Origin of the sequence: Micromonospora sp. NPDC049801, from assembly GCF_040656575.1 — a bacterium.
GTDB lineage: Bacteria > Actinomycetota > Actinomycetes > Mycobacteriales > Micromonosporaceae > Micromonospora.
The window spans coordinates 167,719-183,873 of record NZ_JBFAMS010000012.1 but is presented as its reverse complement, the minus strand read 5'-3'; the positions used below and the strand labels follow the sequence as shown (position 1 = coordinate 183,873).

15 protein-coding genes and 1 CRISPR repeat array (1 of these 16 only partly in view) are annotated in these 16,155 nt (G+C 69.5%); of the genes, 5 read left to right on the top strand and 10 right to left on the bottom strand.

Going from position 1 to position 16,155, the window contains the following annotated elements; translation table 11 throughout:
- Nucleotides 1-24: 24 nt before the first annotated feature.
- The 10 genes from AB0I89_RS22045 to AB0I89_RS22000 form a co-directional block, all read right to left on the bottom strand.
- Nucleotides 25-1,302, bottom strand: a complete 1,278-nt coding sequence (locus AB0I89_RS22045) for a hypothetical protein (RefSeq protein ID WP_357129706.1) — start codon at nt 1,300-1,302, stop codon at nt 25-27.
- Between the two features lie 281 nt (nt 1,303-1,583).
- Entirely contained in the window at nt 1,584-1,856 is a 273-nt protein-coding gene (locus tag AB0I89_RS22040) for a hypothetical protein (protein ID WP_357129703.1), read from the bottom strand.
- A 14-nt stretch (nt 1,857-1,870) separates the two neighbouring features.
- Nucleotides 1,871-2,833: a DnaB-like helicase N-terminal domain-containing protein gene (locus tag AB0I89_RS22035; RefSeq protein WP_357129700.1), complete on the bottom strand. Its 963-nt coding sequence runs from the start codon at nt 2,831-2,833 to the stop codon at nt 1,871-1,873.
- 24 nt (nt 2,834-2,857) lie between these two features.
- Nucleotides 2,858-3,553: a hypothetical protein gene (locus tag AB0I89_RS22030; RefSeq protein ID WP_357129697.1), complete on the bottom strand. Its 696-nt coding sequence runs from the start codon at nt 3,551-3,553 to the stop codon at nt 2,858-2,860.
- Complete coding sequence (locus AB0I89_RS22025; RefSeq protein ID WP_357129694.1) at nt 3,550-5,331, bottom strand: type IV secretory system conjugative DNA transfer family protein; 1,782 nt, start codon at nt 5,329-5,331, stop codon at nt 3,550-3,552. The genes AB0I89_RS22030 and AB0I89_RS22025 overlap by 4 nt, the downstream gene beginning before the upstream one ends.
- Complete coding sequence (locus AB0I89_RS22020) at nt 5,332-6,828, bottom strand: type VI secretion protein (RefSeq protein WP_357129691.1); 1,497 nt, start codon at nt 6,826-6,828, stop codon at nt 5,332-5,334. It abuts the gene before it with no gap.
- Nucleotides 6,829-6,833: 5 nt separating this feature from the next.
- Nucleotides 6,834-8,369: an SCO6880 family protein gene (locus AB0I89_RS22015; protein ID WP_357129688.1), complete on the bottom strand. Its 1,536-nt coding sequence runs from the start codon at nt 8,367-8,369 to the stop codon at nt 6,834-6,836.
- Nucleotides 8,366-9,934, bottom strand: coding sequence for a type IV secretion system protein (locus tag AB0I89_RS22010; protein WP_357129685.1), 1,569 nt, complete (start codon nt 9,932-9,934; stop codon nt 8,366-8,368). Before AB0I89_RS22010 ends, AB0I89_RS22015 begins: the two co-directional genes overlap by 4 nt.
- Nucleotides 9,931-10,656 carry a hypothetical protein gene (locus AB0I89_RS22005; RefSeq protein ID WP_357129682.1) on the bottom strand — a complete coding sequence of 242 codons (726 nt, stop codon included), beginning with the start codon at nt 10,654-10,656 and terminating at the stop codon, nt 9,931-9,933. The genes AB0I89_RS22010 and AB0I89_RS22005 overlap by 4 nt, the downstream gene beginning before the upstream one ends.
- Before the next feature lie 8 nt (nt 10,657-10,664).
- Complete coding sequence (locus tag AB0I89_RS22000) at nt 10,665-10,964, bottom strand: hypothetical protein (protein WP_328654499.1); 300 nt, start codon at nt 10,962-10,964, stop codon at nt 10,665-10,667.
- A 206-nt stretch (nt 10,965-11,170) separates the two neighbouring features.
- On the opposite strand from AB0I89_RS22000, the gene AB0I89_RS21995 reads away from it, so the two are divergent.
- From AB0I89_RS21995 to AB0I89_RS21975, 5 genes are all read left to right on the top strand, one after another.
- Entirely contained in the window at nt 11,171-11,632 is a 462-nt protein-coding gene (locus tag AB0I89_RS21995; RefSeq protein WP_357129679.1) for a helix-turn-helix domain-containing protein, read from the top strand.
- A 116-nt stretch (nt 11,633-11,748) separates the two neighbouring features.
- Nucleotides 11,749-12,285: a hypothetical protein gene (locus AB0I89_RS21990; protein WP_357129676.1), complete on the top strand. Its 537-nt coding sequence runs from the start codon at nt 11,749-11,751 to the stop codon at nt 12,283-12,285.
- Nucleotides 12,278-13,429, top strand: a complete 1,152-nt coding sequence (locus AB0I89_RS21985; RefSeq protein WP_357129673.1) for an MAB_1171c family putative transporter — start codon at nt 12,278-12,280, stop codon at nt 13,427-13,429. Before AB0I89_RS21990 ends, AB0I89_RS21985 begins: the two co-directional genes overlap by 8 nt.
- Entirely contained in the window at nt 13,426-14,019 is a 594-nt protein-coding gene (locus tag AB0I89_RS21980) for a phosphoesterase PA-phosphatase (RefSeq protein ID WP_357129670.1), read from the top strand. The genes AB0I89_RS21985 and AB0I89_RS21980 overlap by 4 nt, the downstream gene beginning before the upstream one ends.
- A 135-nt stretch (nt 14,020-14,154) precedes the next feature.
- The gene (locus AB0I89_RS21975; protein WP_357129667.1) at nt 14,155-15,213 is read left to right on the top strand and encodes a M23 family metallopeptidase; all 1,059 of its coding nucleotides are present in this window, start codon (nt 14,155-14,157) and stop codon (nt 15,211-15,213) included.
- A gap of 430 nt (nt 15,214-15,643) precedes the next feature.
- A CRISPR array of direct repeats spans nt 15,644-16,155; the repeat unit is 28 nt; unit sequence GTTCCACCGGTCGGAGACGGCCGGTCTC (it continues 30 nt past the right edge of the window).

Genomic DNA, 16,155 nt, shown 5'->3' with positions numbered 1-16,155 from the left:
AGCGGTCGAGGTCAGTGTCAGAAATCAGACGACGAGGCGTTCGAGTCCGGGGCACTCCACGCGCGGATACCGCTGACGATAGGTGTCCGCGAACTCGACGACGTGACGCCGGCCGAGATCAGTTAACTGCCAACGGAACTCCACCACGTGCGTTCCGCCGGGAGCCAGCACGGGCACTGCCTCGATCAGCCCTCTGCTCGGCGGGCCACCGGCCGCGTTGCGATAACCGACGCCAAGAAAGAACAAAGATCTGCCCGCCAGCCGGTCCTCCGGCAGGCCCTCGGGCTCGGCCGCCGCGACCCGGGCCAATACGCCCCACAACCACTCCGACAACAGATGCGGCTCGTGATCCACTTCGACAGCCTCATCCAGACCCGCCCGGGCGGCAGCCCGTCCGCGTCGGGTGATCTTGACAGCAATCCGAACGACCTCACCGGCATCCGGATGATCGATGACATCCTCGGTCACGATCACCAGGCCCCGGCGAGCGAGGGCGTGCAGGGTCCGGCCAGCGCCCGGGTCATGAACCCCACGTCGGCGCAGCCGCTCCTGGAGACGCGTATGACCAGGCTCTGACGACGCCGCTTTCAGGGCCAGCGGCAGCTGACGCCACTCGGCGGCAGGCGGCACCGGTAACCGCTGCAGCCGACGCATCCACATCTCGGTCTCGGTCATCCGGTCGTCGCGCATGATCTCGCCCAGATACACGCGCTGCCGCTCATTGAGCGATGCCCACGCCTCGGCAGCGGCCCGAGACGGCCCCCTGCGTCCTCCGCTTTCCACCGCCGGCGCAGGATCCTTCGGTCGGGTGCGCATCCACGCGTCCAGAACCATCCGGGTCGGCACCCGATAGATCTTTGCCAGCGGCGGCAAGAGGCGACCGGTCATCACCGGCTCCACCCAATCCCGGCCGGCCATCGACTCACCGCATTCGAGCGCAGACAGCGCCTCCGCCGACACACGCAGATCCTGACCGGCGTGAGATGCCTTCAACAACTCCGACGTGCGGGCCAGCGTCAGCCCGATCAAGAAGCGCAGATCGGCAAGCGTCTCCTGGCCTGGCACGATGTCGATCAACTCATCAGGGCGGCAACTCACTGCCTCGGCCAGGCGTTCCACCTCAGCCGGAGTCGCCGCAAGCAGACCTTCCTCAAAGAGGAACACCTTCCGGGCGGACAGCCTTGCGCGTACGGCCGCATCGCGCCGCGCCAAGCCACACGTCAACCGTCGTGCAGCCAGAGCCCCCGGAATCAGCCGACGGGCCGCAGGCACGATCATGCCGGCGTCGACAACCGTCGTCACGCCGCCCACGTCGGTCCGACATCCGCAGACCTAGCCTTCATAGCCATCGCAACCGTCCCCACCAGCGACGATAACCCGTTACGGGCCAAACTGCAGGCGACCTAGGGGACCGCCCTTGACTCACAGTCTCCAAGTATCGAACACATGTTTGATCGTTGCATGGATGTGTCGACTAGTCGAGCGGTGCAGTGGTGGAGACACGCCTAGCCGTCAGTACCGGATTCAGCGCTTGTACCGCTCGCCGACAACCCACAGGCAGCGTGCTGCTAAGCCTCGACGGCTCAGACCCAGAGCGCGCCGTTGTTGAGCCGCTCGTGCCACTGATCGAGCCTGAGGTTCTGCTCCTCGCTGGTGATCTCGACGTAGCCGTCGTGGTCGCCGATCCACCAGACATCGTCGTGGCGGACGAACATGTGGTGTCGGTCTCGCGGGGAGAGGCGGCTGGCCCGCTGTTGCTCTTCGTGCCGGCGCATCTCGTCGTGGCTCATGGTCCGCGGTACGCGGGGCGGGGCGCCGGCGCTGATGGTGGTCGCGGGTTCGGGGTTGGTGTTCATGGCTGGCACTCCCTTCACAGCTCGATACGAGGGGCGTTGTGGTTTGGGCTGTTCTCGAGAGGCGGTTCCAGCCCGGCAACCGAGCCACCAACTTCCGCGGAGCGGGCGGTAGCGGCGGCCTCGGCTGCGCTGGCGCTGCGGGTGAGCGTGACCGTGACGTGTTCGGAGACCAGGTCGTGGCCGATGGTGACGGCGGTCCCGACTGCGACGGCAGTGACCTCCAGCCGGGCGAGGTGGGTGTAGTGGCCCGGGGTCTCTGGAAGCCGATAGTGCGGGGCCCAGAGTGATTGGACCTCCCGTGCACGTTCGACGTTCCAGGCGAGGATGACGGCGTCGATGGGGTCGTGGTCATAGGCGATCGAGACCGCGAGTTCGTAGGTGAGGCGCCGTTCGTCTGTCGTGAAGACGTCGGAGGTCAGCCAGGCGGCGACGTCGCGGGCTTGTTCGGGGTGCTGTAGAAGGTCGGCGATGATCGCGTCTTCGGGGTGCAGGTCGGCGGCGGCCAAGGCCACGACTGTGGGTAGGGACAGGGCTTGGTCCGGATCGATCGTGCTGGCGGGGGCGAAGATCTCCGCTTGGGCGGTGAGGGCTTGGCCGAGGCGGGCGAGGGCGTCCCGGGCGACCGGATCGGTGGTCTGTGTCGCGGCGGTGAGGTAGGGCTCGGCGAAGTCAATGGTGTCGCGGTCGAAGGCGGCTTGGATGACGATCTGGCTGTAGGCCCGAACCCGCTGGTCATCCGGGGCGGCGGCGGCGAGAGCGTCGAGCAGATTGGTGTCGACGTCGGGCCGGTCGACGATCGCGACGACAGCGGCAACAATCCGTCCGGGGTCGCCGCCGGTGGCGGGGATGTCCAGGATGGCGCCGTAGATGGCCCGGTGGGCGGGGTGGCTGAAGTCTTCGCTGATGAGGTTGTCAGTGATGAGGGGCTGGTTCGGATCGGCGAGGAGGGCACCGAGAACGCCCTGCTCCGCGCGCATGATCAGGTCACTCATGGCGGGTCCTTACTGCTTCGTGAGCTGGTCGCGGACGGTGTCGGCGGCGCGCATCCGGGCGCTCGTTTCGTCGAGGTGGGCGTGGTGGTCGGGGTCGGTACACCGAAGCCACGTCGCGCCGTCGCTGCTGCGGGTCCACCACGCGCCGGCGAGGTGGGCGTAGTAGGGCATGCTGCGGCTGTGTGGCCGGGCCTCGCCCTGGTCAAGGGCCGTGGCCATCTCCGCGTCGGCGAGCATGTCGGGCAGGCTGCTGGCCGGGCCGAGGGCAGGGCTGGAGGCCATCAGCGGCGGCCCGTGGGCGTGCCAGCGCTGGGCAAGGTCGGGGTGCGCCTCGCTCAGCAGAGCGGCACTGGTGTGACCCGCCCGGCAGGTCGGTGCCCAGAAGTTGCCTGCGGCAGCGAGGGTTTGGCGCAGTTCTCCGTGCCAGGAGCGGGGAGAATGGGCGGCAGCGCTGTCGCGGCTGGTGTAGAGGACGTCGCGCCAGAACTTGAGGCTGCGGAGTTCTTCGACGAGCCCGGGATGCTGTGGCCAGCACAGCGGCAGTCGCTCCTCGCGGGAGAGTTCGTAGAGGTCGTGGATCCAGGTGACCCAACCGACCAGTGCCGTCCACTCGGCGCTCTGCTCTTCGGTAGTGAGGGCGTGCCACTCTCGGATCGGCCGTACAGGAGCGTCTGTTGCCGCAGCGGCCGGTGGGTCGATGGTCATCGCGGGGTCTCCGGGGTGTGGCCCATCAGGGTGCGGGCGTGGCGAACCGCGTCCGCGTACTCCTTGGCGTGTCGGCTCTCGTAGTGCCGGGCCATGCGGGTGAGGACGGCCGGGGTGGTGGCATGGATGACCAGCGCCTCCCGGCGCTGCTCGTTGAGGGTGCGGATTGCTTCGGGGGACATGGTCTTGCGGTCGGTGACGGTGGTCTGGACGGTGACGCCACGGTCGTTGCGCTGCGGGACGAGGAGGGTTTCGCGGTAGGTGCCGGCGAGTTGGGAGAAGTCGTCGAGGTCGTCGCCGGCGAGGCCGCCGAGGGCGATCTTGATGGTGGAGTTGGCCCAGAGCATTCGGCGGCCCACGGCCCGCCAGCGTTGTTCGGCGGCGGCGAGGTTCTGCAGGACGGCGGTGACGAAGATGCCGCTTCCTGCGGCGTAGGACATCAGCTGCGGTAGGTCCGGCAGCGGGACGACGTTGGTGACCTCATCGAGGATCAGGCCCAGGGGCGGGTCCAGTCGGCCGGTGGGGGCGCGCAGTGCGAGGCGTTTCGCAGTGGTGGTGATCTCGTCGACGAAGGCGGTGACGAGTGGAGCGAGGGCTTCGGCCTGTTGTTCGTCCACGAGCAGGTACACGGTGTCAGTGCCGGAGCGCAGGAACGCCTCGATGTCGAAGGACTCGTGGACCGTCCCGGCGAAGACGTGGTGGGCCGCTTCGCCGAAGAGGCAACTGGTGCCGGTCTGGACGGTGGCCCACAGGTTGGACCGGGTGGTGTGCGGCTGGCGGTAGAACCCGTCGAGCATTTTCAGGACTCCGTCGCGGGCGCCGTAGGCATCGCGCAGAAGCTTCACGGGCTGGTCGTTGGTGTCGTCGGTCGACCAGGCCAGGATGTCTGTCATGGTCCGGCCGGTGAGGGCGGCGGTGTGCAGCCAGGCGGCCATCAGGTTGGTGGCGGTCATGCCGAAGAAGCCGGCGTTGGTGGCGTCGGTGCCCTCCTGTTTTCCAACCTGGATCATCACGCCGGCCCGTTTGCGAGCAATGTCGTACCGGTCGCAGCCGGCGATGGGGCTCCAGGCGATGCGGTGCGGCCACGTGAGGTCGCCGGTCAGCTCCATCACCCACGCCGTTCCGGCCCGAAGCGTGGCGGTGTTCTCCAGGACGTCGGGACGTACGGAGGTGACGACGGCGGCGCCGGGGAAGCCACGCAGCCACGGGATGATGACCTGGCTGGTCTTGCCCTGTCGGGGCGGTGCGACCAGGAGCACGGAGGATTCCAGGCCCGCGTGCAGGCGCATGGGTCCGGCGTCGCCCAACGGCACCGCGACATCCGTCAGCTCCGGTTTGTGGTCCAGTCCGGGCCGCAGGCGTGGAGCCGCCCGCAGAACGGCCTCGGCGGAGAGGGTGCGCCGCAGCTGCTGCCGCGATGCCATCCCCCGGGCTTGGCGTCCGTCTCCCCACCGCTGCCACAGCAGCACTCCTGCTGTTGAGAGGGCGCCGGTGACGAGCACCGCGGCGGTGTAGAAGCGGATCGGGCCCGGCAGCTGGCCTTGGGCGGGTGGTGGCCAGGCCAGTCGAGGGTCGCTGAGGTGCCGGGGCAGGGCGAGAGCGATGCCATACGCGTCGGCTGGGGAGGTCGCCGGCCAGTGCAGCGCGAGCAGCCCGGCGACCTGCCCAGTCATCCAGATGCCGATCATGGTCCCGGCGGCCACCGCGACGACGGCTCCCACCACCCAGTCAGAGCCGTTGGTGAGACTCCCGCCGAGCCGCGTGGTGTTGCCGCTCATCTACACCGCCATGCGTTCGTTGGTGTAGAACAGCTGCCGTTCCTGCGGGGTGAGGATGGTCTGCACGATCTGGCTGGGCTGCCGGCCGATCTTCCACAGCGCCCGGCCGACGTGTTCGCCCGACCAGGAGGCGATGTGGGCGCACTCGGTGTCGGTGAGCCCGATCTGGTCCTTGGTCATGGCCAGCGGCGCGGTGTCCTGCCGCAGACAGACCCGTACGTCACAGGAGGCGATGAGGTTGCTGGCGATGGTGACCTCTTCGCTGCCGGCCGGGCCGACGGCTTCGAAGTCGGCGAGCCGGTGGGTGCTGAGCACCTGGATCGTTCCTTGGGCGCGGGACAGCCGCAGGTCGGAGTCGACCTTGCGGATCATGGCGGGGACGCGCATGGCCCGCCAGAGCTCGTCGCGGATGACCATGCGGACGGGCCCGTCGGGTTCGTCGATGGCGGCCTGTCCCCAGGAGGAGACGCAGGCCAGGGTCATGGCGACGGTTTCATCGCCGCGGCCGTCGATGCGGGACAGGTCGACGGTCTGGATAGGGGCGTCGAAGTCCAGGCGGATGGTCGTCGGCCCGTCGAACAGGCCGCTCAGCGACCCCTGGACCATGTTGCCGAGGGCGTCGGCCGTCGGGCGGATCATCTCCCGCAGTTCCCCGGTGTCGTCGCCGCGGACCCGCAGTTCGGAGGCCATGTCCGGCAGTGGGTCGCGTAGCAGCGCCCAGACGGCAGGGATGGTCGGATCGGTGAGGTCGCTGTCGCCGGTGGCCTCGCCGGAGGCGTGCTTGATGGCCAGGGACAGGGCCGCCTCCTCGGTCGGGGACAGTGCCCGACCCAGGCGCATCACCAGCAGCGATGAGAGCAGGGTGATGCGTCTGCGGTGGATCTCGTCCAGCCGCTCGCGGAGCTTCTCCGTGTCGCCGGGAAGGTTGCGGCCGAGGGGTCCGCTGTCGAGGGGGTTGAGCCGGTTGCCGAGGCCTGGCCCGAGCTCGAGGGGCTCGACGCCGAGGTGGCGGGCAAGGGTGGCGTACTCGTTCTTGATGTCACCGAGGACGAAGGCGCGCACGCCGTAGGCCATCAGCCGGTAGCAGAGCAGCTTGATGGTGGCGGACTTCCCGGAGCCGGGTACGCCGGTGATGAGGAAGTTCGGGTTGGTGATCAGTTGCAGGCGCAGCCACTCGATGGGGTGGCAGGAGAAGCTGCCTCCGGACTGGGTGTCGATGCCGATGTAGGTGCCGGCCGGGGGCATCGTCTGCCCGTACAGCCACGGGTAGAGGCCCTGCATCTGGCCGGTGGAGGCCCGGAAGACGGGGATCTGCGGGGCGCGGGCTGCCTGCCCGGCGAACGGCCGCGACCATCCGCGCCGCGGCGGCGTCGGTTCCGGCCGGGTCCGCCCCGGCTTCGAGGGGGTCGCGGCGGGCGTGGTCGGGGTCGGGAGGTCACCGAGGAGGTCGCTCAGGTCGGCGACTGGCAGGTTGTTGCGTCGGGTACGCCGCAGCATCGGGCTCACCACCGCTTCCGGGGCAGGCCGAAGCCGAGTGGGAGGGCGCCCATCACGAAGCCGGTGTCGTGGGCGTACCACATGCGGCGCAGTTCGATGCGGGCTGCGGCGGCGTCGGCCTCCAGTGCCGCGCAGGCGTCCTCGGTCTGGACTGGGTCGGTGACGGTCACGGTGACGTAGCCGGTGAACCGGACCAGGCCATGTCCGGCGGCGAGTTCGGCGTCCTGCGCCTCGGCGCGCGCCAGGGCCTGCCGCTCGTGCTCGGGCACGATCTGCTGGGTGCGGTGGCGCATCCCCACGGCGACGGAGCGGCGGGTCCGCTCCCCCATCACCTTGCGGGACGCCTCGCGCGGCCCGAGGGGCTCGATGTGCATCGAGTACGCCCGTCGGTGCACGCCGTCGCCGAGGAGCGGGGCGAGGACGGTGGAGTAGACCTGGTTGCGGGGCCAGTCGTGGATCCAGTACGTGACGGAGTGGGCGCCGTCGTGGGCGTAGCTACCCGGGGAGCTGAGCGCGGCGGCGGGGCCTGCGACGGCCGGGTCGACGCCGGCGGGCAGGCCGCCGGCACCCGGGGTGGTGGCGTTGGCGCGGCGTTCGGCGAGGTGCCGGCCGGCGTGCGGGTCGTAGGCGGTGCGGATGACCTCGGCGAGGTCGCGGGGGCCTAGCCAGGACTCGATCTGCAGGTCCGCGCCGGCGATCGACGCGGTTAGGGCTCGCAGGTGCCGGGTGAGGATGTCCGCGGCGGCGGCGCTGCCCCCACCGGCGCTCTTGATCGCCCCGGCCGCCCGGCGGTGGTCCATCGTGAACGCCAGGTACGCCTCCCGGCCGCTGCTGGACAGGGCGGCGGCGGTGAGCAGATCGCTGGTGACCGCGACGGCCTCGGCCGGGGCGGTGGCGGCGACGTGGTCGACGTGCCAGCGGCGCAGCTCCGCTCCGGACTCTGGGACGATGCGCTGCAGCGCCTGCACCCGCACGATCGGGTTCCCCTCTGTGCACAGCCCGGCCAGCAGCGCGCCCCAGCCGGCGACGCGTTGGTCCCGGCGGGCGGAGTCGACCAGGCTGATTCCGGAGTAGCGGACTCGCGCGACCGCGGTGTAGGTGCGGTCCAGACGGTGGTACGCCACCGCGAGCGGCTGCCCCGACGGACCCTGCGCCTCCAGAATCGTCAGCGGTGCCAGGACTCCGGGCAGGTCCATCGGTTTCGCGGCCATCGCGTCGGCCGGGGCAGGAGCGAACGCGGCGGAGAGGAAGCGGTGGCGGCTGCGGGAGCGGCCCCAGTGATAGGAGGTGAACGCCATTACCCACTCGTCGGTGGTGCGGCCTCCGACGCGCAGGAACGCCAACGTCGCCAACACGACGGCGAGCGGCCAGAGTAGTGCCCCGGCGGCGGGGCGGGCGGCGGCGAGCGGCCAGATCCCCGCAAGGACGGCGCCGGCGAGCATCGTGACTCGCTGCAGGGTCATCCCGAACAGGAATGCGACCTTCTCGTGCTGCCATCCGAAGTAGCTGCGGGTGCGGTGCTCGGCGGTGGGGGTGGTCACCGGTCGGCCTCCTCGGTTGGGTTGGCGGATGGAGAGTCGTGCGGGGCTGGCGGCGCTGGATCGGGTACGCCCGTCCCCCTTGGTTGGGTCGGAGGCGCGGCCGAACTCACCTCGCTGGCCGAGGGTCTTGGCGTCGGGTTGGTCTCGGGGGCTGGTGGAGGCGTGTGGAGCGGCGGCGGCACGGCTTCGGCCGCTCGACTCGGCGCAGATGTCGGAGCGGGTCCGGTCATGTCACCGGAGGAGGCCGGGATTCCAGGGTTCGCTTCAGCCGTTGCGGTAGAGCTTCCGGTGGGGCCGGTTGATGCGGCGGAGCGGCCAGCGGTGCCGGTGAGGGCGCCAGTCCAGCTGCCGGCGTACCGGGAGTAGCCCGCCGGGCGGGCATGCGGGTTCGCACCGTGTACGCCAGCGTGCCCGGCGGTTTGTTCCATCCGCCCGGCCAGGGAGTTGACCGCCCGCTGGGCCAGGTCGACGCCGGCGGCGGCGACCGCGATCGGCGCGGCGACCGCCCCGAGTGCCGCGGTCGCGCCTCCCGCCGCGCCGGCGCTACCACCTGCCGCGCTGCCAGCGGCGCCGCTCTTGCCGGCAGCCGAGGCGAGGGTGCGTGCCTCACTGGCCTGGCTGAACTGAGCCGGGTTCACCCCGCTCGGCGGGCCGCTGGCGTTCGCCCTACCAGCGGCGAAGCCCAGCATCCCGGCGAGCCCGCCACCGGCGGCGGCCTGCACGGTGGCGAAGGTGAAGAAGCGGGCGATGACCGGCCACGCGACGACGGCCATGAGCAGCACCAACATGCCGGTCAGCAGGGTGGTCACGTCCTTGGCGCGAGTGGGGTCGGTCGGGTCTCCGAGAACGCCGAAGCCGATCGCGAAGACCAGCGCGATCACCGGCTTGAGGATGATCAGCTGGATGGTGGCGCCGCAGAGCTTCGACCACCAACTCTGCGTCGTCTCCGACATGTTGCCGACGGCGGCGATGGGCGAGGTGGCCAGCAATACCGCGATCGCGGCGTTGCGCAGTAGCAGCTCGAACCACAGCACCAGCGTGAGCGCGATGCCGACCAGCGCGAGGATGAGCATCAGCGACCCCGAGGAGCCGGTGACCGAGCCCATCTGGAACAGGACGGTGAGTTTGGCCTTGAGGCCCTCGTTGCCGCCCAGGGATCGGTTGATGATGCCGCGGCTGACTTCGTCGGCGGCGATCAGGGCGGCGTTGGCGACGACCATCGTGACGAGGAACGCCAGCACCGCCTTACCCGCGCCGACGAGTCCCTGTGCCAGCGGGGAGCCGTCGCGGGTGGCGACGGTCCGGACGACCTGGAGGAGCAGTAGTAGGGCGGCAATGCCCATCGCCAGCCACCGCGAGATCGCCAGTGGCTGGTCGATGCTCATCAGGTCGAGGTTGGGAAACGCGACGAACGCATCGGCGAAGGTCTTCAGCAGCGATGTCGCGGCGTCGGCGAACGAGCGGCAGACTGACTCCCAGGCGTTGGCCGCAGCGCCGTCGATGATGCCGCCCGGGGTGCAGCCGCTGATCTGGCCGTTGAGCGGGTCGCAGGCTGCGGCGTTCACGAGGTGATTTCCTGCCAACCTCGGGCGGCGGCCTCGACACTGCCGGGCGGAGCCGCAAGGCTGGTGTAGTCGGTGGCGTCCGCCGGGTCCGGCGGGAGGACCTTCCAGTCGGTGGCGGCCCAGTGCAGCCGGATCGGGTACACGCCGATGGTGGAGGCGACCTGCCGGCCGGGCGCGGTGGTGGACAGGTAGCCGAGGACCAGCACGGTCGTCGTGTCCGGTGTGGCGTCGCGAAGCTGGTAGGCGGCCGGTCCGAAGGTGAGCGACGCGCCCAGCGGCACCGGCCCGATCGTGGACACGCCGAGGGTTCGCCGCAGGTTCATCGCCCCCTCGGCGAGGTAGTCGCTGGCGTCGGCGAACGAGGGGTCGGCGATCACGGTGGCGATCGTCCGCGCGCGATCCGGATCCAGGTTCGACAGCACCTGCGTGAGGTATTCCGTGCCGGCCGTCACCGCACCCGCTGGTGAGTGCGGGTGCCCCACCGCGATGCCCTGCACCATCTGGCTACCGGCGCCCAGCTGAACCGGCCCGCTCGGAACTGACGTTGAGGATCCGGTGGCCGTGGGCGCCAACGCGCCCGGCATCGCCGTTGTGGCGTCACCGCGATGGGGTTTCAGCACCCAGACGATCAGCCCGGTGGCCGCGACCAGGGTCGCGAGTGCTCCGCAGGCGATGACGACCCACCGGGCACGGCGCGGTCCCGGGTCGATGAAGTCGTTCACGGCTCAGCTCAGTTCGCTGCGCCGAAGACGGTGTTGACCAGGGGGATCGCCATGGCGGTGACGATCACCCCTCCGAGCGACCAGATGAAGGCGCTCTTGCCCATCTCAGCGGTGCCGGGCCGGTTGGAGAGCTTCCCGACGGCCATCAGGCCACCCGAGGCGAGGGCGGCGATGGCGCACCCGATCAGTGCACCCCACTTGACGTACGACAGCAGCAGCGAGATGCCGTTGCTGCCACCCGTCGGGTCAGCCGGAGCCGGGTTGGGCACGTCGGCGAGCACGGACAGGGCGGAGGAAAGGGTGTGCATGAGGAACTCCTTGCAGAGCGGAGGGACATGCCGCCGCGAGCCGACCAGGAGTGTTAGCAATCGCGTACAGCAGGGTCAGACTTTAAGCAGCCCGCCGTCCGCAGGGATAGACCCGACTGGGTGACAAAGGTCATGTGGCAACTTGCGTCTGCGATTGCTGTCATTGCAGGCTTGACCGACGCGCTTACAGGAAGGCCAATGCCGGGATGACGACCGACGACAGGACCCACCGCGTCGCCGTGCGCCTGGATCACCTGTTCCGCACGGTCTACCCCGCGACGCTGGGCCGCCCTTACAGCTACCGCGAGGCTGCGGCGAAGATCGCCGAACTGGCTGGTGGCGAAGCGGTGATCTCTCCGGTCTACCTCCAGCAGATCCGCACCGGCCAGCGCAAGACCCCGAGCCTGGACAAGCTCGCCTGGGTAGCCCGACTGTTCGGCGTTCCGGTGACCTACTTCGGCGATGACGCCACCGCGGAACGTGTCGACGCTCAGTTGGAGATCGTCACAGAGCTGCGCGACGATGGTGTGCGGGAACTCGCCCGGCTCGCGGCCGGGCTCTCCGCGGAGGCACTCGAACCCATCAAGGCGCAGCTGCGCTACGCCCGCCGCATTGAGGGTCTGCCGGAGGCCGACAGCGATGGGACACTGCCGTCCAATCGAGTGTGAAATGCCCCTGACCTGCGGCTTCAGCTTGACGCAGGACTACCGCAGCCCACTAGCCTGACTCATCGCACACAGCCGGATCGCCCTGTGGCCCGGCTCGTCAGTCGATGGGAGAGGCAATGCGCCGACCACGGGCCGCCGGACCCGAGAGTCAGGCACATCTACGCGATCTGCGGCGGCGGTGCGAGCAGCTACTCGATGACAACGGCATCGTGGTCCCGTCTCCCTTTGACCGGCACGCTCTCGCCGCCGCCATCGCCCGGCACCGACGACGGCCCGTGACTCTGCGCGACCTTCCCGTGCCCTCGCGGTCGGGCCAGCACTCCGGGCTGTGGGTGCACACCGCCACCCAGGACCTGATCTTCGTGGACCCCACCCGCAGCTCGTGGGAGCAGGACCACATCACGGCGCACGAGGTCGGCCACATGCTGTGGGGCCACGAGGCATCCGACGTCGACCTCGGCGAGATCCTGCTGCCGGACCTCGACATGACCGTCGTACGCGCCATGCTCGGCCGACACGACTTCACCAGCGACCAGGAGCGCGAAGCCGAGATGATGGCCACCGTCATCATCGACCGTGCCGGCCGTGCCGCGCCTGGCGCACCCGCCGGGCTGTCTCAGGTGGCATCCGCCCTCGCGCTCGACGATGTCTGAACCCTCCGCCGCGGAACTCGTCGTGGTGGCCGCGTTGTGGATCGTGTCAGTCGCTCGGGTACACGCCCTGCGCAGCGGGCCCGCTCACCGTGCGGTGTGGGCGGCCATCACCGGGCTGGCCGTGTCGATGACAGTCCGTGTCGAGCCAATCGCGCACGCAATCGACCAGCTCGCTGGCGTACACGGCGCCGGCGTCCTGGTGAAGCACGTAGCCGGACTCGTGGCGGTGGCGGCCCTGTTCGACCTTGCCGTCCTGGGCACGGCCACCCATGTCCGGCGTCGCGCTTCCCTGGCCGGCCTGGCGGTCACCGTCGTCATCATGACCTGCCTGTTCTGGACGATGCCCCGCGTCGACTCCGAGGACTTCGCTGACCAGGCGGCCGGCAAACCCATCGCCACGGCGTACATCCTGAGCTGGACGGTGTATCTCGGCGTCGCGATAACCCTGTCCGCCCGGCTGTTCCGCCGCGCCCACCGGGCCAGCCGACACCGCGTCGTACGCGCCGGTCAACTGGTGCTCGTCGTCGGATGCAGCATCGGCACCGGGTACGCCCTCTATCGGGCCGCCTACTTCGGCGCACGTCTCGCCGTCGGTCCACCCAGCCGCGGTGACATCTTCTACGTCGACCTCTCCGACGACATCAAGTACCTCGCCATGCTGCTCATCACGGCCGGGCTCACCATCGCCGGTGCGCCCGGAACGCGAGCCAACCTGAGAGCTCGCCGGCATCTACGGACACTCGACCCGCTCTGGCACGATCTCGTGCCTGCCGACCACCGCCTCGATTCACCCGGGCTCAGTCCCCGCGAGCGGCTCTCCCGTCACGTCGTCGAACTCCACGACACGATCCACGACCTGTACCGCCGTACCGATGAACAACTCGTCCATCGCGTCCACGACCGTCTCGTTACTGAGGGGCTCATCAGCCAGGATCTCGCGGCAGCGACCGAAGCCAGCCTGCTCCGCATCGCCCAGGCGCTGCTGCCCACGGTTACGCCCGCTGCCCCCTACGCCGCGCCGCCCACGTCACCGGACCCGGCCGAGCGGCTTGCCCGGCTGCTCGACCTCGCCCACGTCTGGGACACCACGGCGGTCCGGGACGCCCTGACCCACGCAAGCACCGCACCGGAGCCGCACCGATGACCGCCACCCTCACCACCGAATCCCGCACTGCCCGCCGGGTGACCGACTGGCTCGATCCGAAGACCTGGATCATCGCCGTCAGCCTCATCACCGGCTGGACCTCCGGCCGGTGGGAGGGCCTCGGATGGGGCATCGTCAGCGCGGTGTTCGCCGCAGTCATCCCGGTCCTGCTCATCAAGCGCGGCGTCACCGCCGGGCGGTGGGCAGACCGGCACCTCGGCGTACGCAGCCACCGCCTCACCGTCATGACCCTCATCCTCACCTCGGTCGGGATCGGCATCGGGGCCATGGCCGTCGGCGACGCACCTCGTGCGGTCATCGCCCTCACCCTGGCCATGTTCGCCACCCTCGCCGCACTCGCCGCCATCACTCTGCGCTGGAAGATCAGCGTGCACACCGCCGTGGCTGCCGGCGCCACCGCCATGCTCGCCAGCCAGCTACCGACTCTCTCGATCGCCGCCCTGGCCGTCGTCGTGGCGGCCGTGGGATGGTCCCGCGTCGCGCTGCGCGACCACACCACGGCGCAGGTCGTCGCCGGCGGGCTCCTCGGCACCGTCGTCGCGGGCCTGATCTTCGCTAGCCTCACCTGATCCCGTTAGCGATAGTTGACAGCCGAGCGCCTCGCTCGGCTATTCTCGGCGACACTTCGTGCCGTTTGCAATCGCATACAGGCTGACCTGCGTCCGTCCGAGGTGCCCCATGCCTACGCCCCTGCCGAGGCGGCGATGAGATCGCTCACGCTCGCACCCCTCGTACCCCTGGCGCTCGCCCTGAGCGTCGCCGTCGCGGCCACCGGCAGCGGCAGCCTCGAACCCGCCGCCTCCACCACAGGCTGCCTACCCGCCCTGGCGCCCGGAAGCGCCGCGCAGACCGAACTGAAGGACCTCGCGCCGACCGCTCTGGCGCACGCCCAGAGCATCTACACCGCGTCCGTTCAGATGAAGCTGCCCGCCAGGGCCGCCGTGATCGGCATTGCCACCGCTCTGCAGGAGTCCCACCTCAGGAACCTCGCCAACGCGAACGTCCCCCGCTCCCTGACCCTCCCCCACGACGGAGTCGGCGCCGACCATGACAGCGTCGGGCTCTTCCAACAACGACCACTCCCGCCCGACGGAGCAGGCGGATGGGGCACCGTCCAAGAACTCATGACCCCGGCCATCTCCGCCACCAAGTTCTTCACCAAGATGCGCGGCATACCCGGCTGGGAAACCCTCCCCCTTACTGTCGTGGCCCAGCGCGTCCAGGTCAGCGCCTTCCCCGACGCCTACGCCCAGCACGAACCCCTCGCCACCGCCATCGTCAGCGCACTCACCGACGGCAGCCTCACCTGCTCACCGGGGGCCGGCACCTGGGTCAAGCCCATCAACGGCACCTTCACCAGCGGCTTCCGCACACCCGAACGCCCCACGCACGACGGCGTGGACGTCGCCGCACCCAAGGGAACCCCGATCTACGCCGCCAGCGCCGGAGTCGTCATCACCGCCAAGTGCGGCAGCGCCAACTGCGACATCGACGGCTCACTCAACACGCCAGGCTGCGGATGGTACGTCCAGATCCGCCACGCCGACGGCACCGCGACCCGCTACTGCCACATGCTCCACCGCCCATACGTCACCGTTGGGCAGACCGTCAGCCCCGGACAGCAACTCGGCGTCGTCGGCACCAGCGGCCACTCCAGCGGGCCACACCTGCACTTCGAAACCCACACCAGTAACCCACCGAACAGCGCCAACGCCACAGAGCCCTTCGCGTTCATGACCACTCGCGGCGTCCACCTAGATTGATCGTGACGTAGGGAATAACTGCTCAGGCCCAAGTCAACGAGTCAGACGACGACGTTCCGAACGAAACCTCCACGGGCTGCACGCTCGCGCGTTCGCGTTTCGACCCTCCGAGCTAATCTGGCACCGTCCAACACGGACGAATGAACCATGGGATCCGACCGGCCTGGGAAGCCCGGTGGACCCACGCAGGCATCACAGTCAGCGGCGTAGCGATATTCATTGACAACCAGCCTTCCCTGGCCACGGACCTTGACAACTGAAGCGCCCTGACATTCAGCAGATACCCGCCACCCTCCGCTGGTCCGGAACCGTCTGCGATCACACCACAAGCGCAAGGTTCCGAACCAGCAAACCCACTCAAAACCGTCATCGCAGACACCAGCCAGACCCAGATCCATGAGTGCTCATCTATTTTCCCAGTCCGCGAAGGGTTCCACCAGTCGGATACGACCGGTCTCCGTTGCAGGTCGCCGGCGGGCTGCAGCATGTGCATCGGGGTCCGGGTTCCACCGGTCGGATACGGCCGGTCTCCGTTGCAGGCCCTGGGCAGACGTCATCGTCACCCAGCTCAAGATGTCGTTCCACCGGTCGGAGACGGCCGGTCTCCGTTGCAGGGCCATGATCAATGTCCAGACGTCGCCGCCCTTGCCGCAGTTCCACCGGTCGGAGACGGCCGGTCTCCGTTGCAGGGTGGTCACGCTGCTCGCGGAGCGGCCGTGGTCGGGGTTCCACCGGTCGGAGACGGCCGGTCTCCGTTGCAGCGGGTACGGGCACCGCTACCACGACCGCGACTCGCTGCGTTCCACCGGTCGGAGACGGCCGGTCTCTGTTGCAACTCTGGTCCGTTGGGGGCAAGGCAGGATTCCCCCCGGTTCCACCGGTCGGAGACGGCCGGTCTCCGTTGCAGCGTCGTCGCGGTCGCGGTCGCCTCGTGGGCGCGCG

Coding starts and splice junctions, on each gene's coding strand:
- AB0I89_RS21985 (WP_357129673.1), top strand. CDS start 12,278: ATGTCTGAACCCTCCGCCGCGGAACTCGTCGTGGTGGCCGCGTTGTGG.
- AB0I89_RS21990 (WP_357129676.1), top strand. CDS start 11,749: ATGCGCCGACCACGGGCCGCCGGACCCGAGAGTCAGGCACATCTACGC.
- AB0I89_RS22020 (WP_357129691.1), bottom strand. CDS start 6,828: ATGCTGCGGCGTACCCGACGCAACAACCTGCCAGTCGCCGACCTGAGC.
- AB0I89_RS22040 (WP_357129703.1), bottom strand. CDS start 1,856: ATGAACACCAACCCCGAACCCGCGACCACCATCAGCGCCGGCGCCCCG.
- AB0I89_RS21980 (WP_357129670.1), top strand. CDS start 13,426: ATGACCGCCACCCTCACCACCGAATCCCGCACTGCCCGCCGGGTGACC.
- AB0I89_RS22030 (WP_357129697.1), bottom strand. CDS start 3,553: ATGACCATCGACCCACCGGCCGCTGCGGCAACAGACGCTCCTGTACGG.
- AB0I89_RS22025 (WP_357129694.1), bottom strand. CDS start 5,331: ATGAGCGGCAACACCACGCGGCTCGGCGGGAGTCTCACCAACGGCTCT.
- AB0I89_RS22000 (WP_328654499.1), bottom strand. CDS start 10,964: ATGCACACCCTTTCCTCCGCCCTGTCCGTGCTCGCCGACGTGCCCAAC.
- AB0I89_RS21995 (WP_357129679.1), top strand. CDS start 11,171: ATGACGACCGACGACAGGACCCACCGCGTCGCCGTGCGCCTGGATCAC.
- AB0I89_RS21975 (WP_357129667.1), top strand. CDS start 14,155: ATGAGATCGCTCACGCTCGCACCCCTCGTACCCCTGGCGCTCGCCCTG.
- AB0I89_RS22035 (WP_357129700.1), bottom strand. CDS start 2,833: ATGCGCGCGGAGCAGGGCGTTCTCGGTGCCCTCCTCGCCGATCCGAAC.